We start from the raw sequence: 25805 nt of genomic DNA on the forward strand, positions 1-25805 counted from the left end.
TAATATTTTTGTCAGGTTAGGTTTCACAGAAACGGACTGAATTTACATTTATGGGTATTCTTGAAAAATTGGGATTAGCACCCAAAAAGAAGCAGGGCGCTCCTGTAATCGGGGAAAAGAAGAAAAAACAAGAAGAAGCCTCTTCATTTAAGTACAATCCTTATCTAAGAGCATTTATCCTTGTTCTATTTCTGGGAATTATTGTCCTTGCCATACCAGAAAGCTCCTATAAAGAACCCATTAACTACAATATTGGTGAGCCCTGGCGGGCCGACGACTTAACAGCTCCTTTTACTTTTGCCATCCAAAAAAGTGACCAAGAGCTCGAAAAAGAACGTCAAACAATACGAGAAACAACTCCCCCTATTTTTCATAAACAGCCAGATGTTCAAATTGAGGTGCAAAGCAAGTTAGATTCTCTCTTTCAGAGTTTCGGGCCACTAAAAAAGGGCTATGAAACCTGGCAGCAGTCAAAGCAAGATGAGGAATCAGATGCTCAGCGAGACAGCCTGCGATTCGAAGAGCTAAAAAACAGAGCACCCATAAATTTATCTGATTCGGTCTGGCAAACAATTCTGGAAAACTATGAGTCTGTCACTCCTCAAAACAACAGTTCTAACGCCGGTACAAACAATCAGTTTTCTGAGGTAAATCTTAAAGATCAGCTTGAAACACTTGCTGATGAAGTCCTTGAAAACGGGGTTTTAAATGTTCCAAAATCAGAATTATCTAACGATGAAATTACGATTCGTGACTTACAGGATCGCACCGAACAAACCCTCAATTTAGTAAACGTCCGTGATCTGCCTGAAGCAAAAGAATATGCACAATATCGTCTTTCACGCAATTTTTATGACGAATTAGCTAAAGCGGGCAGCGAAATTTTTGCCCAAATTATCCAGCCGAACTACATTTTCAATAAAGAAGAAACCCAGGCACGAATCCAGGATGCTCTTGACCAAATATCCACTTCAAAAGGAGCCGTTGCCCAGGGACAGGTTATCATTCGGCGGGGTGATATTGTTACTCCTGAGAAATATAATATGCTGCAAAGTTTGGCTGATGCTCGTGCACAGAAGGCAAGTACCCTAGAACGCTGGTTACGTTATGGCGGGAATATCATAGCAGTCGTTTCTATTCTTACCATTTTCTTTTTCTATCTCTATCTGTATCGCAGGTATATCTTTATCAACAATTCGATGTTAACACTGGTACTCATTGCCTTTTCTTTGGTTATTGTCAGCAGTGGCATCGTTTATCATTTCGAAGATATATCTCCCTTTATTGTACCTATTGCCATTGCTCCCATAATACTAACCATTATTTTCGATTCCCGGGTGGGGCTGTTATCAACTATTACCTTAGCCCTTTTAACCGGCCTTATTAATGGCAACAATTTTGAATTCGTTACTGCTACCACGGTTGCTTGCAGCCTCGGGTTATTCTCAGTGCGTGATATTAAAAAGCGGTCACAATTTTTCTTTACCACTCCGGGCATCGTATTTGGGTCGTACCTTGTGGTAGTACTGGGCTTTAGCATGACCACTTTTGACAGCTGGAGTGTTCTCGGCAGCGAGCTCCTGTTTATTGCCATCAACGCAATATTTATTCTATTTACCTACCCGTTGATTTTGCTCTTTGAAAAGTCGTTTAACGTCACAACCGACTTTTCACTCTTAGAATTAAGCGATACAAACCTACCGCTGCTAAAAACATTAATGACAAAAGCACCAGGTACTTTCCATCATAGCCTGCAAGTATCAAACCTTGCTGAAGCTGCGGCAGGCGCTATCCGCGCAAACGGCCTGCTTTGCCGAGTTGGAGGGCTCTATCACGATATTGGTAAAATGGATAATCCGGAATACTTTATCGAGAACCAAACCGAAGGTAATGTGCATGATAAACTGAAACCACGCATGAGTGCACTTGTCATTAAAGCTCATGTCTCTAATGGGGTTAAAATAGCCGAAGAACACGGTCTGCCCGACATAATCATCGACTTTATAAAAACCCATCACGGTGATTCACTTATCAAATTTTTCTGGGAAAAAGCCAAAGAGCAGGCTGATACCAGTAAGAAAGAAATTAAAGAAAAAGATTTCCGCTACGACGGTCCCCTGCCCCAAACAAAGGAAACTGGAATCCTATTACTTGCCGATGGTGTTGAAGCAGCTTCGCGAGCGATGAAAGACCCCAACTACCAGAAGCTTGAAAACCTTATTGACAAAATGATTGATGACCGCGTCAATGAGGGGCAACTCAGTAAAACGCCGCTTACTTTTCAAGATATCCGAGCAATTAAGGAAACATTCCTCAATATTTTGGTAGGTATATACCACAGCCGAGTTGAGTATCCGGATGATGAAAAAGAGCAAGAAAAGAAAGCATCAGAAAAAACAGAAAACATCGATCTGGAAGAAACACCGGCTACCGATGAAATGCCTGACCATCCCGACTCCCCCAAAAAGCCGCCACGGGTAGACGAATATTACAATTCGTAATCAGCATGCATTTCCAACAAGAATTACAGCGATATCTACAGTTTGTTAAGTTGGAAAAGAGCCTCTCCAAAAACTCCGTTGTATCTTACAAAAATGACCTGAAACGATATTTGCGATTTGTAGCCAACGACTTGCAGATATCTGACTTGGGAGGTATTGAGTTGCGCCATATCGAAAACTACCTCGAAGAACTGACAGCCATGGATCTATCGGTAAGCTCTATAGCCCGTAATATATCCAGTATCCGCGGCTTCCATGAATTTGCCGTTGTTGAGGGTATGGCCGAAGCAAATCCTGCCGAACTTATAGATCTGCCTAAGAAAGCGAAGAATCTGCCCGACGTTTTAAATCCTGATGAAGTAGAAGCCATTATCGACATTCCGAACCGCGAAACAGATGCCGGCATACGTAATGCTGCCATACTGGAAACGCTTTATGCTACGGGCATGCGGGTCAGTGAGCTTACCGGTCTTGAACTCGACAATCTCATTTTTGAGATAGGATTTATCCGTGTGGTTGGGAAAGGAAATAAGGAGCGCCTGGTTCCTGTCGGAGAAATGGCCCAATCGGCACTAGAGCATTATATCGAGGTCGTACGTCCGAAATTTCAGAGTGATAAAAATCCCCAAAAAGCCGAAAACAAGGTTTTTCTGAGTCAGCGCGGTAACCCTCTGTCACGGATGAGTATTTGGAATATCGTCAATGATGCTGCCGAGCGAGCAGGGATCGAAAAAAATGTATATCCACATATCTTTCGTCACTCTTTTGCTACTCACCTATTAGAAGGCGGAGCCGATCTTCGAGCTGTACAAGAGATGCTGGGACACGCTTCCATTAATACCACCGAAATTTATACCCACGTTGATCGCTCCCTATTGCACCAGGTTCATAAAGAGTTTCATCCAAGGGCGTAATTAAACCTCTCTATCCTAAATAATGTGAATTAATCCATGATGCAAATCATGGACATAATTGCTTTTTTTATATCATAAAAAATAATCTACAGAAGAAATATGCGTACCAAGTCTGAAATAACCCACCTTCTTAAAGAGGTGCGTCATGACAGTGGGCAAGCTATGGAAAAATTATTTCCACTCATTTATGATGAGCTCAAAAAAATTGCCCATTCTAAACTCCAAAAAGAGCGTAATGATATCACCTTCACCGAGACCGCTCTTGTGCACGAAGTTTACATGAAGATGATTGATCAAACAAAAATTGAGGTGCAGGACAAAAATCATTTCATGGCTATTTCTGCACGTTGTATGAGACAAATTCTGATTGACCATGCCCGAAAAAAGAAAGCTGAAAAGCGAGGCGGCGATAAAAAAGACGTAACATATATTGATAAGCTTCTAAAACAAAGACACAAAACCGAAGAGCTGATCAATCTTGATAACGAACTAAATAAATTGGCAAAACTTGACCAGCGGATGGCTGATATTGTGGTACTCCGTTTTTTTGGGCAGATGACCGTATCCGCCACAGCAAAAGCCCTGGACATATCAGAACGAACAGTCAAAAGGGACTGGGCAAAAGCACGAGGATGGCTTTATAAAGAATTAAAAGGGTAATCTAAAAAAGGCTTCACTTTTTTTATGGAGCAACATCAATGGAAAAAGGTCAACAAAATTGTTGATACTGCACTTGAATTGGACGAACAAGAGAGGGCAACTTACATTGAAGAAAGTTGTAAAAATGATGAAAAGCTAAAGCGGCATGTAACCAAACTTCTTGCCGCTATTAAACAATCAGAAACGGAAGATTTTTTAGCAACCCCAGATACCTATTTTGAGAATATTGCTGGGGAAATATCGCCGGCAAATGCACCCGATGCCTCCTCCATGGTTGGCCAGCAAGTGGGCAACTATAGTCTTCATGAACTTATAGGCCATGGCGGGATGGGATCTGTCTTTAAAGGTAAACGCGCCGATGAAGCCTATGAAAAAGAAGTAGCCATTAAGATATTACGGCGCGGAATGGATACCCCATCAAATATTGCCCGGTTTAAACGGGAACGAAATATCTTGGCAAATTTAGAGCATCCAAACGTTGCTCGTTTATTGGATGGGGGACTTACCAAAGAGGGTTTGCCCTACTTGGTCATGGAATATGTAGATGGCACTCCCCTGCTGGAACACTGTAATCAAAATAATTTAACCCTTAAAGAAAGATTAGAACTATTTGAGCAGGTATGTTTTGCTGTTCAACACGCCCATAAAAATGCTATTATCCATCGTGATCTAAAGCCGTCTAATATCCTTGTTACCAAAGATGGAAAGGTAAAGGTGCTGGACTTTGGCATCGCAAAACTTATAAAAATGGATGGTTCGGAGGGTATAACCTTCCAAACTCGCACCGGTTCCCGCATGCTCACATGGGGCTATGCAGCACCCGAACAGGTTACGGGAGAAACTGTAACCACTGCTACTGATTCATATGTTCTTGGAATCCTATTATATGAACTTTTGACCGGTGTTCATCCTTATAAAATAGATGATAAAAGTTTTATTGAGCTTGAAAAACAAATAAGAGAACAACAGTCCGAAAGCCCATCAACACAGTTTTCTGAGTTATCTGTAAGTAAGAAAAATACAATTGCGAAAGAGCGTAAAACCACAACCAATAAGCTTTCAAGTGCTTTAAAGGGCGACCTCGATGCTATAATCATGAAGGCTTTGCGTAAAGAATCAGATAAGCGCTACAGCTCGGCCGAACAACTTCTCGAAGATCTCAATCGGCGAAAAACCAATCTGCCTATTCTTGCTCGGGAAGATACCTTTCGTTACAACGCTTCCAAATTTATAAAACGGCATAGAACTAATCTTTCGGCAGCCGCGGGCTTTTTACTACTACTAATAGGCTTTACTATATTCTACACTTGGCAAATTACCCAAGAACGCAATAGAGCCCAGCTTGAAGCCCAAAAAGCTAAAGAAGTTAGTACGTTTTTAACGGATATGTTTCGGGCCAGCAATCCCAACTATAATCCTCAAGATACGGTTACCGCTGCCACCTTCCTAAAACGAGGACAAGAACGTATTGATCAACTCGAAGGGCAACCCGAAGTGCAGGCACAGCTGCTTGAAGTAATGGGACGAGCCTATACCGAGATTGGACAATTTGATAAGGCAAATCCCCTGCTACAGAAAAGTCTCCAGCTTCGAAAAACACATCAGGGAACTACAAGTATCGCGTATTCACAGAGTCTTGACGCCTTCGTCGTTTTTCAACGACTCAAAGGGAATTTTGCTGAAGCAGAATCGCTTACCCGTGAATCTATTTCTATAATAAGAAACAATCATCCTAATAATAAAAAGCTTCTTTCAAATGGATTAAATGAGCTTGGGTTAATGCTTGACCAACGGGGTAAATATGAAAAAGCCGACTCTGTTTATAAAACTGTTCTCCAGATTCAACAACAGCTTTATGAATCCAGCCATCCCAAACTTGCCCATACACTAAATAACAGAGCTGGAGTACTACGAAAACAAGGGCAATACGAAAAAGCAGAAAACCTTTATCGAAGATCATTGACTATTTGGAAGGAGAAAAATGGAGACATCCACCCAAGTACAGCAATGGGCTATCACGATCTTGCCTTAGTACTAAATCAACAAGGAAAACTTGAAGAAGCGGATTCTCTTTATCATAAAGGGCTAAAAATCGATAAACAGCTATACGACCCGCCTAACAGGAACATTGCTCAATCATATAATAATATTGGCATTTTTTATGGGAAGCAAGGCCAATACCAAGAAGCTAAACCTTATTTAACGAAGGCGCTAGCGATGCGCCGTAAATTATTCACGGAGTCCCATCCTAAACTTGCAGAAATCTTGAATAATCTGGGTCGACTTCACATCGAACTGGGAAACTATGGAAAAGCTCACCCTTACCTTCAAGAAGCACTCAAAATTGATCGCAAAAATTTTGGTCAAAAGCATCCTTATGTGGCTGGTGATTTGGCAAACCTAGCACGTATTGAAAAAGAAAATGGGTCATTAAATATGGCTGAAAAACATTTGCAGAAATCCTTGTCGATTTTTAGAGCCACTTTACCTTCTGATCATAGGAAAATAGCCGATATACTCACAGAACTTGGGGATCTGCTTGTTTTCCAGAATAACCCAACTGAAGCGGTCTCTTTATTAAAAGAAGCCTTAACAATCAAAAACAAATCATATGATGAGAGAAGTTGGCAAATTGCCTATACCAAATCTTTACTCGGTAACGCCTTGGCCAAGAATATGGAATTCAAGAAAGCTGAATCATACTTAGTACAAGGATACGAAACGCTAAAAGAAGAACGCGGATCGTCTGATAATTTTACTACACAAGCCAGAAATAATGTAATAGAACTCTATAAAAACTGGAACAAACCCAAGATGATACAAAAATATTCCTCTGCTAAATGACATACTCTTGATAAGAAAACCTGCCAGGAACAATACCTGACAGGCTCACTTATCCTATCAACCAAATAAGTTATTTGTAGAAGCCGAAATATTCGGCTACAGCTTGATAATTTATAGTATCGAGACCATCAAAAATAATAGCTCCCGATCGTGACAAAATAAAGGACTCTGCAAAATTACAGAGTCCTTGGGGAAAGATTTTTAAAACTTGTCAGTTACTATTTTACCGGGCTCCAATCTGGGAATCTTTCGTCGGCACTATTATTTGAGAGATTTACAGGACTTCCAGTACCGTCAGCATTTATTTTATAAATTTCATCATTCCCGTCACGATCAGAATCAAATATAATTTCTGATCCATTCCGCGACCAGCTAGGATATTCATCGCTTGCAGAATTTTTTGTAATACGTTGAGGACTACTACCGTCCGCATTTATTACATATATCTCTTTATTTCCGTCTCTGGAACTGGTAAAAGCTATCTTGCTGCCGTCAGGAGACCATACCGGATTTGTATCACTAGAATTAGTGCTTGTCAACTGCTTTTCATTACTACCATCTGGGTTCATCGTATAAATATTAAAGCTTGTATTTGTCTTCTTACTTACAAACACAATTTTACTACCATCAGGCGACCAACTGGGATCTTTTTCATTAGCACTGGTGTTGGTAAGCAGCTGTTCATTGCTGCCATCGGGTGCGATAGTATATATTTCTTCATTGCCACTGCGATTATCCCCAAACACGATTTTAGAGTCGTCAGGGGCCCAGCTGCCGTTAAATGTGTCCCCAGAAGAATTTGTAACCTGTCGAATATTTGAGCCATCAGCATTAACAATAAACAGATTAAAGTTTCCATTGCGATAACTGGCAAAGAGTACGCGAGTTCCTGAATAAGAAATCTGCGGTAAATAATCCGTTGCAGGATCATTAGTCAATGCTTGCTGATTCGATCCATCTGGATCCATCAAATAAATATCAGCAACAGAACCTCTAGTTGTTTGAAAAGCAATTCGATCATTTATAACGGCTTGGCATTTAATATCAAAAGAGGTAGATGTGGTATCGCCGGCCGTAATATTTATTGTTCGTGGATTTTGGCCCTGCACACTACAGTTTTCAGCAATAGCAGATAGCTCAAGCTGATGGCTTCCCTGCTCAATATCAGGAAATGTAGCAATGCCGCTATTGGCTACGCTTGATGGAGCATCCCCGTCGATGGATAAATCGTATCGATTGTCGTCCTTGTCACTGCCGGTGGTGTTCGTGTGTACTTCCAGGGTACCATCCATTATAACATCAAAATCGGGGCCGGTCGTGGATTTCTGCTTGACTGTCACCTCCATCGGCCCATCAGCAGCGCCTTGCGGCACTTCGGTAATAAGTTCATCCTCGGAGGCACTCTTGATAGTTGCCTGCGTGCCATTGAAAGTAATGCTGTTCTCAGACGCTGTAGCGCTAAAGTTCATGCCTTTGATCGTCACTTCGGTGCCCACCGTACCGCTGTCGGGTTCCACGGAGCTGATGCCCGGGGCTTTGGCCTCTACTATAAAGCTGGGACCCGAAGCAGTAACCCCTTCGACGCTCACTTCTACCGGGGCTGACCCTTCGGACAGACCTTCCGGCACTTCGGTCTGGATCTGGTCTTCGGTAGCACTGGTCAGCGTGGCAGCGGTGCCGCCAAAGGTTACATTCATATCTCCCTTGGGACGAAACCCTTTGCCTGCAATCGTCACCGAGGTACCCGGCGGGCCGCTTTCGGGCTGGACGCTAGTGATTTCGGGGTTGGGTCCTCCGGAGTCTGATCCGCAGGAAGCCAGCAGTAATATTGTGATGAATAGGATCGAGAGTTGTAGCAGTTTGTTCATGATCTGAGATGTTTATAAAATTCCAATTACATAGCAACATGCGTAACGGCGAGCGAAAGGAGGACAAATAAAAAACCTACAGCAGCTTTCACGCCACTGCAGGTCATATCATTTATGTGTTTAATCAATAATTACTACTTCACCGGACTCCAAAATGGTGCCGAATCTGCATCACCATTATCCGTGAGTTTTTTAGGTGACCCGGAACCATCGGCATTGATCATAAATATTTCTGAATCTCCATCGCGCGTACTTTGAAATACCAATTGCGATGCATCAGGCGACCAGGAGGCATTGAGATCAACAGCTGAATTATCCGTTATTTTTCTCAGTTCTCCGCCTGATGTATTCATAGTATATATTTCTCTATTCCCTTCACGATCACTGTCGAAGAGTATTTTGTCCCCTTCCGGCGACCAGCGAGGGTTGTAATCATTATCAGAATTATCTGTTAACTGTTGCAAATTCGTGCCATCCGTATTTATGCTGTATATCTCCGGATCTCCGTCCCGATCACTGACAAACACTATTTTTTTACCGTCCGAAGACCAGCTGGGAGTAATATCTTTAGCTGAATTTTTGGTCAGGCGTTCCAATTCTGTCCCGTCGGATTTTGAGATATAGATCTCATCATTTCCGCGCCGATCATCATTAAAAGCAAGTTTTGAATCATCAGGAGACCAAGATGGATTACTAGTTGAACTTTCGAAAATCGTAACCTGCTCCTGATTAAATCCTTCCGGATCCATGGTAAATAAATCTAATTTCCCGGATCTGTCACTGATGTACGCAATCCTAGTTCCATCATGAGCAATTACAGGAAATCGATCGTTGGGATTATTAATATTATGAGAGGTTACAAGCTCTACATTCGAACCATCCGTATTCATTAAATAAATATTATCCTTTCCGCTTCGATCGCTATAGAAAGCGATCTGGTCATTAGCTGCAACTTGGCATTCTATATCGAAGCTGGTAGTCGTAGTATTCTCTGCGGTAATATCTACTTGCTGGGGGTTGTTTCCGTCCACCGAGCAGTTACCGGCAATTCCCGACAGTTCCGTATCGTAGTTGCCCTCTTCAAGGTCTTCGACGGTTATCGTCTCGTCGGTGCCCATGGAATGATCAGACCCGTCTACACTAAGTGTATACCCGTCGGAATCCACATCCGAACCGCTGGTACTGGTCGTCACTTCCAGGGTTCCCGTCGTGGGTTCTTCGGGTTCAGGGTCGGGATCAGGTTCTGGCTCGGTACCCGTGCTGTTATCTCCGCACGAAATAACCAGCCCTATTAACAAAAGGGGTAGTAGCGTTCGTAGTAGTTTTCTCATAGTAAAAGTATTTATTTAGCATGATAATTGAGTTAGATCTTTCAGCGAGCAAAATCCTACTAATAAATATTGGAATCTATCCTATATGTAGTGGTTTTGGCGCTATTAGATCTATTACACAGCAACATGCGTAACGTGAAATAGAATGGTGACAAATTTATTACCTAACCAATACCCCATAAAAAAAGCCCTGCCGAAAACGACAGAACCCTTGTCTTTAATACACTTTTTTTTGGAGTTTTATTCTTTAATACTAGAGCGTTTTTTCCCTCCTGATACGTCACCTCCTTAATTTCATCAGTGGTCATCTTACTTTTAGCCACTACCCTTTCAGAAGTATTGATCTACCGAATACTATTTATTAAGCCGGGTGAATTCGATACGAATAGACTTTAAATATGTCCAAAATTACATTTAGGTATTAATACTAAAGGGTAATAGTATTTACTCTCTTGAATATCCATTCACAAAGGCATACGTTTTAAAAGATTAATTCTTGGGGTATAATCTGGAAAGGATTATTAAATAATGAGAGATAAATCAGAGATTACACAGCTCTTGGTGGAAGTAAAAGAGGGATCCGACGAAGCCTATGAAAAACTTTTCCCACTTGTCTATAAGGAATTAAAACACATTGCCTGTTCCAAGCTCAAAGAAGAACGCAATGATATTACGATTACCGAAACCGAGCTGGTGCACGAGGTGTATCTAAAAATGATCGACCAGACCTGTATTGAAGCTTCCGACAAAGAACATTTCATGGCTATTGCCGCCCGATGCATGCGGCAAATTCTGGTGGATCACGCTCGCAAGAAGAAAGCCGAAAAGCGCGGCGGTGACCAACAAGATATTACCTATGTAGATGAACTGCTTAAAATAAAGCAGGAATCCACTCAAGTTATAAACCTGGATAAAAAACTGAACCAACTTGCCGAATTCGATGAGCGACTGGCTGATGTGGTTACCCTCCGCTTTTTCGGGCAAATGACTATTCATCAGACTGCCAAGGCACTGGATGTATCGGAACGCACCGTCAAGCGCGACTGGGCCAAAGCCCGGGGCTGGCTATATAAGGAATTGAAAAACTAGTTATTTGTTATTCGTTATTAGGTTCTTGAATTAAATTTGGTAATAGCTGAAAACGAATAACTATTAACCAATAACAAATAACGAAATGAATCAACAAGAGTGGCAAAAGATTGATGCAATCATCGACACTGCCCTCGAACTGGAGGGAGATAAACGTACTGCTTTTATCGACGAGCAGTGTAAAGGGGATGAAGAGCTGAAAACTCAAGTTACCGAGCTGCTCGAATCCATTGAAAATTCAGACACAGAAAATTTTTTAGAGGGATCCGCCCCCTATCCCAAACATCTGGCCGCCGATCTTGCCAAAACGGAAGACAAACCGCAGGAATCTTCTCTTATAGGAGCAACCATCGACTCGTATCGTATTTTAGAACTCGTCGGCCACGGTGGAATGGCCTCCGTTTTTCTTGCCGAACGCGCGGATGAAGTATACAAAGGCAAAGTAGCCTTAAAGCTGATGCGGCAAGGCATGGATACGCCCTCCAATAAAGCTCGTTTCAAAAGGGAACGAAATATCCTGGCCAACCTGGAGCATCCCAATATCGCCCGACTGCTCGACGGCGGGGTAACCGACAAGGGACTGCCCTATCTGGTGATGGAATACGTAGATGGCACTCCGCTTTATACGTATTGTGATGAACATAATCTTACCATCGAACAGCGACTGGATCTCTTCAAATCAATATGCCAAGCCGTTCAATACGCCCATAAAAATGCTGTTATCCATCGCGATTTAAAGCCCGCTAATATCCTGGTAAAAGAAGACGGAACCGTAAAAGTGCTCGATTTTGGCATTGCTAAACTGCTGGAGCCCGAAGATCCCGACGAAACGCTCTTTCAAACCCGCACCGGCGCCCGTATGCTGACGCTCGGATACGCCGCTCCCGAACAGATAAACAACGACCCGATTACTACATCTACGGATATCTATTCCCTTGGAGTTGTGTTATACGAGCTGTTGGCAGCAGCATCTCCATTTAATATGGAAGGAAAAAATTTGTCCGAAATTGAATCGCTTATTCGTACCAAAACTCCGGAAAAGCCTTCGTCAAAATATGGTGAACTTTCGCAACTGAAACAGGATAAAGCAGCTTCGCAGCGTGTGGCCAATCCAGATAAAATTTCCCGAAAGCTCAAAGGAGATCTGGATGCCATCGTAATGAAGACCCTGCGCAAAAATCCGGATGCACGGTACAGCTCCGTTGATCAGCTATTACAGGATTTGGATCGCCTGAACAATAATTTACCGCTAATAGCCCGCAAAGACACTATTAGATACAAAATATCTAAATTTTTAAAACGCCATAAGACGGGCATTTCTGCGGCCGCTGGATTTATATTATTGCTGGCGGGGTTTGCCGGTTTTCACACCTGGCAGATTACAGAGGAACGTAACAGAGCTCAGGAAGAAGCTCAAAAAGCACGCACTACCTTGGATTATTTGATCGGGGTATTCCAGCATGCCAATCCGAATCGTCCCGGCAATCAAGATATAACGGCTCAGCAAATACTTGAACAGGGCACAGAATACATCCAAACCAAAGTTAAAGATCAGCCGGATATTAAAGCACCGCTAACGCAATCCATTGGGATGATTTATCTGCATCTGGGTGAATACGATAAAGCCGAAACACTTTTGCGGGAAGCTTTAACACTTAATAAAAAGTTCGCTTCCAAGGAAAGCCGGCAATGGGCGGCTAGTTTAAACAGTTGGGGCGAATACAATATGGAAATCGGCAAATATGATACCGCTAAAAAGTATTTTAAAAAATCGGCTGCGGTATATAACAGTTTAGGTAACAAGAATAAATATGCCTCAATAATAGGAGAATTGGGTTGGATAGACTATAGAAATGGAGATTATGAAAGGGCCGATTCTCTGCTTCGCAAAGCGCTGGAAATCAACCGTACCGTACACGGCAGCGAAAGCAGGCAAGCAGGCACCGACTTACAGTATTTGGGATGGATTAAAAACGCCCAGGGCCAGTATGATAAAGCAGATAGTCTCTTCAGAGAAGCGCTTTCCATTCGAAAGTCTGCTCTCGGAGAAAACCATCGACTCGTCGCGCAAACACTGCAAAGCCTCGGACGAACGCTTTACAACAAAAACGACTACGCCAAAGCTGAAGAAATAGAACGGCAAGCCCTCGACTTACAGCAACGCATTTATGATCAGGACCATCCGGATATCGCTACTTCACTGAGAATTCTCGGGCTAATTAATATGCGGCAGGAAGAATTTCCGAAAGCCAAAACATACTTTGAAGATGCTCTAGATATGCGCCTGAATTTTTTGGGAGAACATCATCCTGATGTGCTGAAAACACAAAATGACCTTGGTTCGATTCATTTCTTTGAGGGCAATTACATGAAAGCTGCCGATCTTTTTAAACAGGTTGTAGCTTCAAATAAAGAAGTAAGAGGCCCCGATCATCCGGAAGTCGCTACCAGCTTAAATAATTTGGCGATGTCGCTGAGAAAAGCAGATCGGAAAGATGAAGCAATCGAATATTACAAAGAAGCGCTAGAAATTGGTCGAAAAAATTATAGCGAAGAACATCCCAAACTGATACAGTTCCAGCGAAATACCGCCATACTTTATGAGGAATTAAATGAATATCAAAAAGCCTCTGCATTATGGCTCCAAAATTTTAACGTGCTAAAGCAAAAAAACGGCCTAAACAACAGCGATGCTAAAGAAGCGCTGAATCATTTAATTACGTGCCATCGCAAACTGGGCAATGCTGAAAAGGTGGATAAATACAATTCGATATTAGCTCAAACAGATAATTAAAAACCCACGGCGGCCTTTACGCCACTGTGGGTCAATAATTATTGTACAAATTTTTATAAATACTTTGCTATTCTACCTGTCTCCAATGGGGATTTGAATCGGAAGCGACGTTCTCTGTCAGGTTTACCGGCGACCCGTTGCCGTCAGCGGCTATTTTATATATTTCGCCATTCCCATCACGCCTGCTTCTAAAGGCAATTTCGGTTCCGTCCGGCGACCAGGTCGGAGCTATATCACTTGCACTATTATTGGTTACCTGTTGCACGTCCGACCCATCGGTATTTATTGTATATATTTCATCGTTCCCGGTCCGGTCGCTGACAAAGGCAATCTTCGAGCCATCCGGCGACCATCGCCCATCATAATCAGCATCGGAATTCTCAGTTACTTGCTGACGATCGCTACCGTCGGAATTTATGGTATAGAGCTCTAGATCACCATCGATATCACTATTATACAGAATTTTTGAACCGTCCGGAGACCAATCCGTATAATAGTCATCAGCACTGTTGCTAGTAAGCTGTTGCTCATTGTTACCGTCGATGCCGATAGTATAAATTTCTGTATCACCACCTGATTCATCAACAAAGGCCAGCTTGGAATCATCCGGCGACCAGCTGGGTGCAAAGTAGGCATTAGACAAACCGGACTTAATTAGCTGCACGTTCGATCCGTCGATATTCATCACATATAACCCGTGAGAATCACCCCGATCACTGACAAATGCTATCCGGGTCCCGTCATGAGAAATAGCTGCGAGTCCGTCATAGTCCGTATTTGTGGTTAGGTTGGTGGGAGATGAGCCGTCGGCGTTCATCAGAAAAATATCTTCACTCTCATCCCGATCACTGATAAAAGCAATCTTTCCATTTGCAGCGGCTTCGCAGGTGATATCGAAAGACGTTGAGGTCGTCTCACCCGCGGTAATATTTACACTGCGCGGATTTTCACCATCCACTGAACAATTTTCCGCTATATCAGTCAGCTCAGCGTCATAGCTGCCTTCTTCCAGATCTGATATTGTTATTGTTTCGTTTGGACCGATGCTTTCTGTTGAGCCATCAACCGAAATCTCATAGCCATCATCCTGATCATCGCCGCTGGTAGAGGTGGTGATTTCCAACGTTCCTGTTGTCGGTTCGGGATCAGGATCCGTGTCAGGTCCGGTACTGCTGCTATTACTTCCACAGGAGATTAAAAAACCCATTACAAAAATGACCAATAATATGTGCAACAAATTGTCTCATAATACTACTGACTTTACTCAATATTGGTTTTCCACTACATAGTACTATGCGTAACGGCTGGCGGAATGGGGACAAATTCAATTCCAAGAATATGAAACCCGCAACGGGATGGCATCCCGCTGCGGGCAAAATATAATACTATGCTACTTTATTGAACCAGGACTCCAGGATGGATTTTCATCAAATCCCGGGTCGGTTGTTACCCTAAAAGGTGATGTTCCATCGGCATTGATAATATAAATATCCCTGCCGCCGTCCCGATCACTTTCGAAACCAATTGAAGTTCCCTCGGGCGACCAGGTTGGGGAAACATCAAAGCTACTGTTATCGGTAACTTGCGATACATTATTACCATCCGAATCCATAGTGTAGATCTCTTCGTCTCCGTCACGATTGCTGGCAAATGCTATTTCTGTTCCATCAGGTGACCAGACAGGTTCACGATCACCTTGCGTAGCATCATCCGTCAATGGCTGAACATTGGTACCATCAGCATTTATACTGTAAATATTCCAATCACCGTCTCGCAAGCTCTGGAATACAATGGTGTTTCCGTCCGGTGACCATGATGGATTGTAATCGGCAGTAATATTGTGATGAATAGGATCGAGAGTTGTAGCAGTTTGTTCATGATCTGAGATGTTTATAAAATTCCAATTACATAGCAACATGCGTAACGGCGAGCGAAAGGAGGACAAATAAAAAACCTACAGCAGCTTTCACGCCACTGCAGGTCATATCATTTATGTGTTTAATCAATAATTACTACTTCACCGGACTCCAAAATGGTGCCGAATCTGCATCACCATTATCCGTGAGTTTTTTAGGTGACCCGGAACCATCGGCATTGATTATAAATATTTCTGAATCTCCATCGCGCGTACTTTGAAATACCAATTGCGATGCATCAGGCGACCAGGAGGCATTGAGATCAACAGCTGAATTATCCGTTATTTTTCTCAGTTCTCCGCCTGATGTATTCATAGTATATATTTCTCTATTCCCTTCACGATCACTGTCGAAGAGTATTTTGTCCCCTTCCGGCGACCAGCGAGGGTTGTAATCATTATCAGAATTATCTGTTAACTGTTGCAAATTCGTGCCATCCGTATTTATGCTGTATATCTCCGGATCTCCGTCCCGATCACTGACAAACACTATTTTTTTACCGTCCGAAGACCAGCTGGGAGTAATATCTTTAGCTGAATTTTTGGTCAGGCGTTCCAATTCTGTCCCGTCGGATTTTGAGATATAGATCTCATCATTTCCGCGCCGATCATCATTAAAAGCAAGTTTTGAATCATCAGGAGACCAAGATGGATTACTAGTTGAACTTTCGAAAATCGTAACCTGCTCCTGATTAAATCCTTCCGGATCCATGGTAAATAAATCTAATTTCCCGGATCTGTCACTGATGTACGCAATCCTAGTTCCATCATGAGCAATTACAGGAAATCGATCGTTGGGATTATTAATATTATGAGAGGTTACAAGCTCTACATTCGAACCATCCGTATTCATTAAATAAATATTATCCTTTCCGCTTCGATCGCTATAGAAAGCGATCTGGTCATTAGCTGCAACCTGGCATTCTATATCGAAGCTGGTGGTCGTAGTATTCTCTGCGGTAATATCTACTTGCTGGGGGTTGTTTCCGTCCACCGAGCAGTTACCGGCAATTCCCGACAGTTCCGTATCGTAGTTGCCCTCTTCAAGGTCTTCGACGGTTATCGTCTCGTCGGTGCCCATGGAATGATCAGACCCGTCTACACTAAGTGTATACCCGTCGGAATCCACATCCGAACCGCTGGTACTGGTCGTCACTTCCAGGGTTCCCGTCGTGGGTTCTTCGGGTTCAGGGTCGGGATCAGGTTCTGGCTCGGTACCCGTGCTGTTATCTCCGCACGAAATAACCAGCCCTATTAACAAAAGGGGTAGTAGCGTTCGTAGTAGTTTTCTCATAGTAAAAGTATTTATTTAGCATGATAATTGAGTTAGATCTTTCAGCGAGCAAAATCCTACTAATAAATATTGGAATCTATCCTATATGTAGTGGTTTTGGCGCTATTAGATCTATTACACAGCAACATGCGTAACGTGAAATAGAATGGTGACAAATTTATTACCTAACCAATACCCCATAAAAAAAGCCCTGCCGAAAACGACAGAACCCTTGTCTTTAATACACTTTTTTTTTGGAGTTTTATTCTTTAATACTAGAGCGTTTTTTCCCTCCTGATACGTCACCTCCTTAATTTCATCAGTGGTCATCTTACTTTTAGCCACTACCCTGTCAGGAGTATTGATCTACCGAATACTATTTATTAAGCCGGGTGAATTCGATACGAATAGACTTTAAATATGTCCAAAATTACATTTAGGTATTAATACTAAAGGGTAATAGTATTTACTCTCTTGAATATCCATTCACAAAGGCATACGTTTTAAAAGATTAATTCTTGGGGTATAATCTGGAAAGGATTATTAAATAATGAGAGATAAATCAGAGATTACACAGCTCTTGGTGGAAGTAAAAGAGGGATCCGACGAAGCCTATGAAAAACTTTTCCCACTTGTCTATAAGGAATTAAAACACATTGCCTGTTCCAAGCTCAAAGAAGAACGTAATGATATTACGATTACCGAAACCGAGCTGGTGCACGAGGTGTATCTAAAAATGATTGACCAAACCTGTATTGAAGCTTCCGACAAAGAACATTTCATGGCTATTGCCGCCCGATGCATGCGGCAAATTCTGGTGGATCACGCTCGCAAGAAGAAAGCCGAAAAGCGCGGCGGTGACCAACAAGATATTACCTATGTAGATGAACTGCTTAAAATAAAGCAGGAATCCACTCAAGTTATAAACCTGGATAAAAAACTGAACCAACTTGCCGAATTCGATGAGCGACTGGCTGATGTGGTTACCCTCCGCTTTTTCGGGCAAATGACTATTCATCAGACTGCCAAGGCACTGGATGTATCGGAACGCACCGTCAAGCGCGACTGGGCCAAAGCCCGGGGCTGGCTATATAAGGAATTGAAAAACTAGTTATTTGTTATTCGTTATTAGGTTCTTGAATTAAATTTGGTAATAGCTGAAAACGAATAACTATTAACCAATAACAAATAACGAAATGAATCAACAAGAGTGGCAAAAGATTGATGCAATCATCGACACTGCCCTCGAACTGGAGGGAGATAAACGTACTGCTTTTATCGACGAGCAGTGTAAAGGGGATGAAGAGCTGAAAACTCAAGTTACCGAGCTGCTCGAATCCATTGAAAATTCAGACACAGAAAATTTTTTAGAGGGATCCGCCCCCTATCCCAAACATCTGGCCGCCGATCTTGCCAAAACGGAAGACAAACCGCAGGAATCTTCTCTTATAGGAGCAACCATCGACTCGTATCGTATTTTAGAACTCGTCGGCCACGGTGGAATGGCCTCCGTTTTTCTTGCCGAACGCGCGGATGAAGTATACAAAGGCAAAGTAGCCTTAAAGCTGATGCGGCAAGGCATGGATACGCCCTCCAATAAAGCTCGTTTCAAAAGGGAACGAAATATCCTGGCCAACCTGGAGCATCCCAATATCGCCCGACTGCTCGACGGCGGGGTAACCGACAAGGGACTGCCCTATCTGGTGATGGAATACGTAGATGGCACTCCGCTTTATACGTATTGTGATGAACATAATCTTACCATCGAACAGCGACTGGATCTCTTCAAATCAATATGCCAAGCCGTTCAATACGCCCATAAAAATGCTGTTATCCATCGCGATTTAAAGCCCGCTAATATCCTGGTAAAAGAAGACGGAACCGTAAAAGTGCTCGATTTTGGCATTGCTAAACTGCTGGAGCCCGAAGATCCCGACGAAACGCTCTTTCAAACCCGCACCGGCGCCCGTATGCTGACGCTCGGATACGCCGCTCCCGAACAGATAAACAACGACCCGATTACTACATCTACGGATATCTATTCCCTTGGAGTTGTGTTATACGAGCTGTTGGCAGCAGCATCTCCATTTAATATGGAAGGAAAAAATTTGTCCGAAATTGAATCGCTTATTCGTACCAAAACTCCGGAAAAGCCTTCGTCAAAATATGGTGAACTTTCGCAACTGAAACAGGATAAAGCAGCTTCGCAGCGTGTGGCCAATCCAGATAAAATTTCCCGAAAGCTCAAAGGAGATCTGGATGCCATCGTAATGAAGACCCTGCGCAAAAATCCGGATGCACGGTACAGCTCCGTTGATCAGCTATTACAGGATTTGGATCGCCTGAACAATAATTTACCGCTAATAGCCCGCAAAGACACTATTAGATACAAAATATCTAAATTTTTAAAACGCCATAAGACGGGCATTTCTGCGGCCGCTGGATTTATATTATTGCTGGCGGGGTTTGCCGGTTTTCACACCTGGCAGATTACAGAGGAACGTAACAGAGCTCAGGAAGAAGCTCAAAAAGCACGCACTACCTTGGATTATTTGATCGGGGTATTCCAGCATGCCAATCCGAATCGTCCCGGCAATCAAGATATAACGGCTCAGCAAATACTTGAACAGGGCACAGAATACATCCAAACCAAAGTTAAAGATCAGCCGGATATTAAAGCACCGCTAACGCAATCCATTGGGATGATTTATCTGCATCTGGGTGAATACGATAAAGCCGAAACACTTTTGCGGGAAGCTTTAACACTTAATAAAAAGTTCGCTTCCAAGGAAAGCCGGCAATGGGCGGCTAGTTTAAACAGTTGGGGCGAATACAATATGGAAATCGGCAAATATGATACCGCTAAAAAGTATTTTAAAAAATCGGCTGCGGTATATAACAGTTTAGGTAACAAGAATAAATATGCCTCAATAATAGGAGAATTGGGTTGGATAGACTATAGAAATGGAGATTATGAAAGGGCCGATTCTCTGCTTCGCAAAGCGCTGGAAATCAACCGTACCGTACACGGCAGCGAAAGCAGGCAAGCAGGCACCGACTTACAGTATTTGGGATGGATTAAAAACGCCCAGGGCCAGTATGATAAAGCAGATAGTCTCTTCAGAGAAGCGCTTTCCATTCGAAAGTCTGCTCTCGGAGAAAACCATCGACTCGTCGCGCAAACACTGCAAAGCCTCGGACGAACGCTTTACAACAAAAACGACTACGCCAAAGCTGAAGAAATAGAACGGCAAGCCCTCGACTTACAGCAACGCATTTATGATCAGGACCATCCGGATATCGCTACTTCACTGAGAATTCTCGGGCTAATTAATATGCGGCAGGAAGAATTTCCGAAAGCCAAAACATACTTTGAAGATGCTCTAGATATGCGCCTGAATTTTTTGGGAGAACATCATCCTGATGTGCTGAAAACACAAAATGACCTTGGTTCGATTCATTTCTTTGAGGGCAATTACATGAAAGCTGCCGATCTTTTTAAACAGGTTGTAGCTTCAAATAAAGAAGTAAGAGGCCCCGATCATCCGGAAGTCGCTACCAGCTTAAATAATTTGGCGATGTCGCTGAGAAAAGCAGATCGGAAAGATGAAGCAATCGAATATTACAAAGAAGCGCTAGAAATTGGTCGAAAAAATTATAGCGAAGAACATCCCAAACTGATACAGTTCCAGCGAAATACCGCCATACTTTATGAGGAATTAAATGAATATCAAAAAGCCTCTGCATTATGGCTCCAAAATTTTAACGTGCTAAAGCAAAAAAACGGCCTAAACAACAGCGATGCTAAAGAAGCGCTGAATCATTTAATTACGTGCCATCGCAAACTGGGCAATGCTGAAAAGGTGGATAAATACAATTCGATATTAGCTCAAACAGATAATTAAAAACCCACGGCGGCCTTTACGCCACTGTGGGTCAATAATTGTTGTACAAATTTTTATAAATACTTTGCTATTCTACCTGTCTCCAATGGGGATTTGAATCGGAAGCGACGTTCTCTGTCAGGTTTACCGGCGACCCGTTGCCGTCAGCGGCTATTTTATATATTTCGCCATTCCCATCACGCCTGCTTCTAAAGGCAATTTCGGTTCCGTCCGGCGACCAGGTCGGGGCTATATCACTTGCACTATTATTGGTTACCTGTTGCACGTCCGACCCATCGGTATTTATTGTATATATTTCATCGTTTCCGGCCCGGTCGCTTACAAAGGCAATCTTCGAGCCATCCGGAGACCAGCGCCCATCATAATCAGCATCGGAATTCTCAGTTACTCGCTGACGATCGCTACCGTCGGAATTTATGGTATAGAGCTCTAGATCACCATCGATATCACTATTGTACAGAATTTTTGAACCGTCCGGAGACCAGTCCGTGTAATAGTCATCAGCACTGTTACTCGTAAGCTGTTGCTCATTGTTGCCGTCGATGCCGATAGTATAAATTTCTGTATCACCACCTGATTCATCAACAAAGGCCAGCTTGGAATCATCCGGCGACCAGCTGGGCGCAAAGTAGGCATTAGATAATCCAGACTTAATTAGCTGCACGTTCGATCCGTCTATGTTCATCACATATAACCCATGGGAATCACCCCGATCACTGACAAATGCTATCCGGGTCCCGTCATGGGAAATAGCTGCGAGTCCGTCATAGTCCGTATTTGTGGTTAGGTTGGTGGGAGATGAGCCGTCGGCGTTCATCAGAAAAATATCTTCACTCTCATCCCGATCACTGATAAAAGCAATCTTCCCATTTGCAGCGGCTTCGCAGGTGATATTGAAAGACGTTGAAGTCGTCTCACCCGCGGTAATATTTACACTGCGCGGATTTTCGCCATCCACTGAACAATTTTCCGCTATATCAGTCAGCTCAGCGTCATAGCTGCCTTCTTCCAGATCTGATATTGTTATTGTTTCGTTTGGACCAATGCTTTCCGTCGTACCATCAACCGAAACCTCATAGCCGTCATCCTGATCATCGCCGCTGGTAGAGGTGGTGATTTCCAACGTTCCTGTTGTCGGTTCGGGATCAGGATCCGTGTCAGGTCCGGTACTGCTGCTATTACTTCCACAGGAGATTAAAAAACCCATTACAAAAATGACCAATAATATGTGCAACAATTGTCTCATAATACTACTGACTTTACTCAATATTGGTTTTCCACTACATAGTACTATGCGTAACGGCTGGCGGAATGGGGACAAATTCAATTCCAAGAATATGAAACCCGCAACGGGATGGCATCCCGCTGCGGGCAAAATATAATACTATGCTACTTTATTGAACCAGGACTCCAGGATGGATTTTCATCAAATCCCGGGTCGGTTGTTACCCTAAAAGGTGATGTTCCATCGGCATTGATAATATAAATATCCCTGCCGCCGTCCCGATCACTTTCGAAACCAATTGAAGTTCCCTCGGGCGACCAGGTTGGGGAAACATCAAAGCTACTGTTATCGGTAACTTGCGATACATTATTACCATCCGAATCCATAGTGTAGATCTCTTCGTCTCCGTCACGATTGCTGGCAAATGCTATTTCTGTTCCATCAGGTGACCAGACAGGTTCACGATCACCTTGCGTAGCATCATCCGTCAATGGCTGAACATTGGTACCATCAGCATTTATACTGTAAATATTCCAATCACCGTCTCGCAAGCTCTGGAATACAATGGTGTTTCCGTCCGGTGACCATGATGGATTGGTATCGGCTTCATTATCAGTTGTTACGCCTGTTATATTTGATCCGTCATTATCCATTGTAAAGATATCATCGACGCCATCACGCTGGCTGCTGAATACAATCTGGCTTCCATCGGGCGACCAGGCAGGATATTCATCCAAAGCAGCATTATTTGTCAGCTGCGTGACGTTTTTTCCGGCTTTATCCATAACGTAAATCTCCTTGTCTCCGTCGCGGTCGCTTACGAAGGCAATCTTGGTTCCACTTGGGGAAACCGCAGCTTGTCCGTCAAACGTGCCGTTATCGGTGAGCTGCGAGGCTCCGCTACCGTCATCTCCTATGGTAAATATTTCGGCATCGCCGTCACGGAAACTGGTGAAGACCAGCTGATTTTTGAGCGGCTCCTGACAGTTTATACTGAAGGTTGTTGTTTTCGTATCACCCTCAGTAATGGTGACCGTGCGCGGGTTATCGCCTTCTACTTCGCAATTATCGGCCACATCAGTCAGTTCCGCTTCGTGATCACCGACGGGCAGTTCGGAAAACAGTACAGATTCGTTGGCACCTATGGTCTCGGTTGTTTCATTTACCGTAATTTGATAGCTGTCATCTAGATTTTCGCCGCTTGTTTCTGTAACAACATCCAGCTGACCCGTAGATGCCTCCTCAAGCATAAGCACACCGAAGGGTTGGGTAGTCTGCTCTCTCTCAGGCGATTCGCCTGCAAGGTGTGCATAAACAACTACCATCGTCTCATTCTGCCCCAAATCAACCTGCGAAAGAGCTACATCTTCAATTTCAGACGGGCTCCATTCGTCACCTGGAACCCACTATACTCACCGGGTACCCACTCATCACCTGGAACCCACTCATCACCAGGCACCAAAGAAGGACCTAGAGTTATTTCTCCCGTTAACAATCCTGAAGAAAGTTCATCAGCCGAGGTTTCAACAGCTTCGGTTGTGGTGCGATTAACCACCTCACCATTTTCCACCTGGAACGCAGAAAGCACAATATTACCACTCCACCGGGTACCAGGTATCATGCTTACCTGCACATTATCATGGTAATAATCCCAGGTAAAGTCGCTGGGGGTTTCCTGAATCATGCTACTCAACCCATCGGAGGGCTCCGTCGCAAACTCCAAGGGCTGTGGTTCCTCTTCACCGGTAGATTCATCACCGCAGGAGATGAATACCAGCGGAACAATCAATAAAACGAATACAATTATAAATAGTGATCGTCGCATAATATTATGGTTATATTCCAATTAATAATTCCCCTACATAGTAATATGCGTAATAGCGGGCGAAATTGGGACAAATCGATCTGTGATTTTAATTCGCCGGTAATTACAGTTGTCCACACCTAACAATAATTCTCTCAGTTTTATGAACTTTAGTTCTTGCTCATTCATTGGTTTCATGTAGAATTCTAATCATAGATTCACCACTCACATTATTTATGGAGTCCTCATCTTCTACTGTCCTAGAGTGGTCATACTGTTTTTGAACGACTATAACAGGACTAACTTCAACGGCTTCCCAATTATGGAGTGCATAAATATCTTCAACAGTTATAGCCCATTCATCCAGTTCAACTTCTTTATGTATTTCATTTTCGTGCAGCAGCCACCAACTAAATGAAAAATTAGGATGGATATTACAGGAATTCTTTTTCATATCATGAAATTGTATCTGCAGTTCCGTTTCCCCGTTCGTTGTAGTAGGATCCCCGTATACAAATTTATGCACTTTTAACCGGGCAGGATCAGGCAGTTCGCAATTTAATTCTGAGTGGTTATAATTTGCCCATGTAAGATCACCGCTTCCCGTGTACATGCTATCTTGCTTGTCATAGTTAAGCTCTACCGTTGCCTCTACCTGTTCTTTAATTGTTGATGAAAGACTTGAGGATTCTTTTGAAATACTCTCCAATGTAGTTATTGCACTAAACGTCAAGGTTAAATTACTGATTTTGTCGCCGCAGGGATCTGCCGGTTTTTTTACAGGTTTTTCAATCTTATCCCAGGCTGTAGTTATAGCATCCACCAAGCTGGAACTTTGTCCCTCGCGTTGTGCTTCAATTTCGCTTGTTGCTATATCAATATATTGGGCAAACACGTCATAACCATCCGCGAGGCTAAACATTTTGAAATTGAATCTTTTTTGAGCGGCTTTCATATATCGGAGAGACTCTTGCTTGCACTTGCCTTGATTGTTGCTTTGCCATTCACTGGTTGGTATAAGATGACCATCAGGTCCTATAAGCATATAAACTACCCGGGTCCCAGAGTCATTTACTTCGGTCGCAATAAAATCAAAAATATTAGGATCACTATTTGCGGTAGTTGGTGTCTGATCATCATTTACTGACTTAGACGGTGCTGTCCACCCTTTATTCTGCATGACCTGTTTTACCGCATCCACAGCTTCCTGTTGGGCTACCGGCTGAATTTCCTGACACTGAATCTCAAAGGTAGCCGAGGTAGTTTCACCGGCTGTCACAGTAATTGATCGCGGATTATCGCCATCCACGCTGCAGTTACCGGCAATATTTGAGAGCTCTGCATCGTAGCTTCCTTCGTCCAGGTTATCAAACGATATGGTTTCATTGGAAGAAATATCTTTCTCATTATTTCCCAGCGTAACTTTATATCCATCGTCATCCTGATCATCACCGCTGGTTGAGGTGCTTATCTCAACCGTTCCGGTTGTCGGTTCAGGATCGGGATCAGAATCAGGATTCGAGTCGGGTCCCGTACTGCTGCTGTCACTCCCACAAGATATTAGAAGTCCTATTACAATGAACAGTATCGATATATGTAGTAAGCGTCTCATAATAACTTTGTTTTGTATTCTATACCTTTGCGTTCTACATAGTAACATGCGTAATAGCGAGCGGGATTGT

17 protein-coding genes are annotated in these 25805 nt (G+C 43.1%); 8 read left to right on the top strand and 9 right to left on the bottom strand.

All coding sequences use genetic code 11. From position 1 onward, the window contains the following. The first annotated feature begins 50 nt into the window (after window positions 1-50). The 4 genes from U5J89_RS01260 (at window position 51) to U5J89_RS01275 (ending at window position 6919) form a co-directional block, all read left to right on the top strand. A complete protein-coding gene (locus tag U5J89_RS01260) occupies window positions 51-2501 on the top strand; it encodes an HDIG domain-containing metalloprotein (protein ID WP_322573792.1) in 2451 nt (816 codons plus the stop codon). A 5-nt stretch (window positions 2502-2506) separates the two neighbouring features. After that, a complete protein-coding gene (xerD, locus tag U5J89_RS01265) occupies window positions 2507-3415 on the top strand; it encodes a site-specific tyrosine recombinase XerD (protein ID WP_322573793.1) in 909 nt (302 codons plus the stop codon). Between the two features lie 99 nt (window positions 3416-3514). Beyond that, the gene (locus U5J89_RS01270; RefSeq protein WP_322573794.1) at window positions 3515-4075 is read left to right on the top strand and encodes an ECF-type sigma factor; all 561 of its coding nucleotides are present in this window, start codon (window positions 3515-3517) and stop codon (window positions 4073-4075) included. Between the two features lie 24 nt (window positions 4076-4099). Continuing rightward, window positions 4100-6919, top strand: a complete 2820-nt coding sequence (locus U5J89_RS01275) for a serine/threonine-protein kinase (RefSeq protein ID WP_322573795.1) — start codon at window positions 4100-4102, stop codon at window positions 6917-6919. 218 nt (window positions 6920-7137) lie between these two features. Here U5J89_RS01275 and U5J89_RS01280 read toward each other — a convergent pair whose 3' ends face one another. Together U5J89_RS01280 and U5J89_RS01285 are read right to left on the bottom strand one after the other, a co-directional pair. After that, window positions 7138-8787 (bottom strand): IPT/TIG domain-containing protein, encoded by a 1650-nt coding sequence (locus tag U5J89_RS01280; protein ID WP_322573796.1) that lies wholly within the window; start codon window positions 8785-8787, stop codon window positions 7138-7140. A gap of 134 nt (window positions 8788-8921) precedes the next feature. Then, window positions 8922-10118, bottom strand: coding sequence for a DUF5050 domain-containing protein (locus tag U5J89_RS01285; RefSeq protein WP_322573797.1), 1197 nt, complete (start codon window positions 10116-10118; stop codon window positions 8922-8924). Window positions 10119-10646: 528 nt separating this feature from the next. Here U5J89_RS01285 and U5J89_RS01290 point away from each other — a divergent pair. Then, window positions 10647-11207, top strand: a complete 561-nt coding sequence (locus U5J89_RS01290; protein WP_322573798.1) for an ECF-type sigma factor — start codon at window positions 10647-10649, stop codon at window positions 11205-11207. An 85-nt stretch (window positions 11208-11292) separates the two neighbouring features. Continuing rightward, window positions 11293-14001, top strand: a complete 2709-nt coding sequence (locus tag U5J89_RS01295; RefSeq protein ID WP_322573799.1) for a serine/threonine-protein kinase — start codon at window positions 11293-11295, stop codon at window positions 13999-14001. A 67-nt stretch (window positions 14002-14068) separates the two neighbouring features. Here the strand turns inward: U5J89_RS01295 and U5J89_RS01300 are convergent, their stop codons facing one another. The 3 genes from U5J89_RS01300 to U5J89_RS01310 all read right to left on the bottom strand — a co-directional run bounded on the left by U5J89_RS01300 (window position 14069) and on the right by U5J89_RS01310 (window position 17210). Further along, on the bottom strand, window positions 14069-15208 hold the full coding sequence (locus tag U5J89_RS01300) for a DUF5050 domain-containing protein (RefSeq protein WP_322573800.1): 1140 nt from the start codon (window positions 15206-15208) through the stop codon (window positions 14069-14071). 183 nt (window positions 15209-15391) lie between these two features. After that, complete coding sequence (locus U5J89_RS01305) at window positions 15392-15919, bottom strand: hypothetical protein (RefSeq protein ID WP_322573801.1); 528 nt, start codon at window positions 15917-15919, stop codon at window positions 15392-15394. 94 nt (window positions 15920-16013) lie between these two features. Beyond that, entirely contained in the window at window positions 16014-17210 is a 1197-nt protein-coding gene (locus U5J89_RS01310; RefSeq protein ID WP_322573802.1) for a DUF5050 domain-containing protein, read from the bottom strand. A 529-nt stretch (window positions 17211-17739) separates the two neighbouring features. Here U5J89_RS01310 and U5J89_RS01315 point away from each other — a divergent pair. Next, window positions 17740-18300 (top strand): ECF-type sigma factor, encoded by a 561-nt coding sequence (locus U5J89_RS01315; RefSeq protein ID WP_322573798.1) that lies wholly within the window; start codon window positions 17740-17742, stop codon window positions 18298-18300. An 85-nt stretch (window positions 18301-18385) separates the two neighbouring features. Then, on the top strand, window positions 18386-21094 hold the full coding sequence (locus U5J89_RS01320; RefSeq protein WP_322573799.1) for a serine/threonine-protein kinase: 2709 nt from the start codon (window positions 18386-18388) through the stop codon (window positions 21092-21094). A gap of 67 nt (window positions 21095-21161) precedes the next feature. On the opposite strand, the gene U5J89_RS01325 is transcribed toward U5J89_RS01320, so the two are convergent. The 4 genes from U5J89_RS01325 to U5J89_RS01340 all read right to left on the bottom strand — a co-directional run bounded on the left by U5J89_RS01325 (window position 21162) and on the right by U5J89_RS01340 (window position 25735). Beyond that, entirely contained in the window at window positions 21162-22340 is a 1179-nt protein-coding gene (locus tag U5J89_RS01325) for a DUF5050 domain-containing protein (RefSeq protein ID WP_322573803.1), read from the bottom strand. A gap of 143 nt (window positions 22341-22483) precedes the next feature. After that, the gene (locus U5J89_RS01330; RefSeq protein WP_322573804.1) at window positions 22484-23662 is read right to left on the bottom strand and encodes a hypothetical protein; all 1179 of its coding nucleotides are present in this window, start codon (window positions 23660-23662) and stop codon (window positions 22484-22486) included. Window positions 23663-23679: 17 nt separating this feature from the next. Continuing rightward, entirely contained in the window at window positions 23680-24144 is a 465-nt protein-coding gene (locus U5J89_RS01335; RefSeq protein WP_322573805.1) for a hypothetical protein, read from the bottom strand. Between the two features lie 160 nt (window positions 24145-24304). Further along, window positions 24305-25735 (bottom strand): hypothetical protein, encoded by a 1431-nt coding sequence (locus U5J89_RS01340; RefSeq protein WP_322573806.1) that lies wholly within the window; start codon window positions 25733-25735, stop codon window positions 24305-24307. Window positions 25736-25805 lie beyond the last annotated feature (70 nt).

The sequence above is a fragment of the Fodinibius sp. genome (genome assembly GCF_034521915.1).
Taxonomy (GTDB): domain Bacteria; phylum Bacteroidota; class Rhodothermia; order Balneolales; family Balneolaceae; genus Fodinibius.

Bases quoted from the DNA above. Each gene is read 5' to 3' on its own strand.
- U5J89_RS01260 (WP_322573792.1), top strand. From the start codon at position 51: ATGGGTATTCTTGAAAAATTGGGATTAGCACCCAAAAAGAAGCAGGGC.
- xerD (WP_322573793.1), top strand. From the start codon at position 2,507: ATGCATTTCCAACAAGAATTACAGCGATATCTACAGTTTGTTAAGTTG.
- U5J89_RS01270 (WP_322573794.1), top strand. From the start codon at position 3,515: ATGCGTACCAAGTCTGAAATAACCCACCTTCTTAAAGAGGTGCGTCAT.
- U5J89_RS01275 (WP_322573795.1), top strand. From the start codon at position 4,100: ATGGAGCAACATCAATGGAAAAAGGTCAACAAAATTGTTGATACTGCA.
- U5J89_RS01280 (WP_322573796.1), bottom strand. From the start codon at position 8,787: ATGAACAAACTGCTACAACTCTCGATCCTATTCATCACAATATTACTG.
- U5J89_RS01285 (WP_322573797.1), bottom strand. From the start codon at position 10,118: ATGAGAAAACTACTACGAACGCTACTACCCCTTTTGTTAATAGGGCTG.
- U5J89_RS01290 (WP_322573798.1), top strand. From the start codon at position 10,647: ATGAGAGATAAATCAGAGATTACACAGCTCTTGGTGGAAGTAAAAGAG.
- U5J89_RS01295 (WP_322573799.1), top strand. From the start codon at position 11,293: ATGAATCAACAAGAGTGGCAAAAGATTGATGCAATCATCGACACTGCC.
- U5J89_RS01300 (WP_322573800.1), bottom strand. From the start codon at position 15,208: ATGGGTTTTTTAATCTCCTGTGGAAGTAATAGCAGCAGTACCGGACCT.
- U5J89_RS01305 (WP_322573801.1), bottom strand. From the start codon at position 15,919: ATGTTGCTATGTAATTGGAATTTTATAAACATCTCAGATCATGAACAA.
- U5J89_RS01310 (WP_322573802.1), bottom strand. From the start codon at position 17,210: ATGAGAAAACTACTACGAACGCTACTACCCCTTTTGTTAATAGGGCTG.
- U5J89_RS01315 (WP_322573798.1), top strand. From the start codon at position 17,740: ATGAGAGATAAATCAGAGATTACACAGCTCTTGGTGGAAGTAAAAGAG.
- U5J89_RS01320 (WP_322573799.1), top strand. From the start codon at position 18,386: ATGAATCAACAAGAGTGGCAAAAGATTGATGCAATCATCGACACTGCC.
- U5J89_RS01325 (WP_322573803.1), bottom strand. From the start codon at position 22,340: ATGAGACAATTGTTGCACATATTATTGGTCATTTTTGTAATGGGTTTT.
- U5J89_RS01335 (WP_322573805.1), bottom strand. From the start codon at position 24,144: ATGCGACGATCACTATTTATAATTGTATTCGTTTTATTGATTGTTCCG.
- U5J89_RS01340 (WP_322573806.1), bottom strand. From the start codon at position 25,735: ATGAGACGCTTACTACATATATCGATACTGTTCATTGTAATAGGACTT.